Genomic DNA, 681 nt, shown 5'->3' on the forward strand with positions numbered 1-681 from the left:
CTGAACGGCCTTGCGCCGTCAGCACATCAACCTGCCGCAACTTCGCGACAATCTCTTCAGCCGTGTGTCTCTTCCTGGGCATTCTCTCGTCCTCCAAATGGCAAAAAGCCATACATCAGGGAGGACCACTTCAAAGGGGGCAGGCCAAGTCTCGTCCAGGAAGACAAAGCGAGCCGGATCCATGTAGCGCTGCCACACGCGCCAGTGCCGTCGCTCGCGCGCCACATCGGGGCGGTCCTGCTCGGCGGCTCTCAGGCTCTTTTTTTATGCGTCAGGCCGGCTCGTCTGAACCAGCGGCTGATGGTGGAGGTCGCGCCGACCACGATGCCGCGCTGGCGCAGTTCAGACTGGATCTCCCTCAGGGAGATGTCGGCTTTGGTGTCGAGAAGAGCCCGCACGAGTGCCTCGTGCGGCGCGAGGATCGGGCGGCGGTGGCCACCAAAGCGGGCCGGAGCCGGGCTGCCGCTCTGGCGGAAGCGCCGCATCAGCTTCACGGCCGCCGATGGGCTGACCTCAAAGCGCAGGGCCGCCTGCCGGATGGACGATCCACCCTGCACCGCACGCACGATCCGCTCACGCAAGTCTCGGGACAGAGGAGCTGGCATGAGATGCCTCCCGGCCGACCACAACCAGCCCTATGGAATCAGCTCTGCCGATTCCACGCAACCGCTGCACGCTCTA

General features: G+C 64.8%; 1 protein-coding gene. It reads right to left on the reverse strand.

The annotated features are described in order from the left end of the window. Positions 1 to 251 precede the first annotated feature (251 nt). On the reverse strand, positions 252 to 605 hold the full coding sequence (locus AB4097_RS21500) for a hypothetical protein (protein ID WP_442043337.1): 354 nt from the start codon (positions 603 to 605) through the stop codon (positions 252 to 254). Positions 606 to 681 lie beyond the last annotated feature (76 nt).

Origin of the sequence: Microvirga sp. 2MCAF35 (assembly GCF_052115545.1) — a bacterium.
Classification (GTDB): Bacteria; Pseudomonadota; Alphaproteobacteria; order Rhizobiales; family Beijerinckiaceae; genus Microvirga.

Coding starts and splice junctions, on each gene's coding strand:
- AB4097_RS21500 (WP_442043337.1), bottom strand. CDS start 605: ATGCCAGCTCCTCTGTCCCGAGACTTGCGTGAGCGGATCGTGCGTGCG.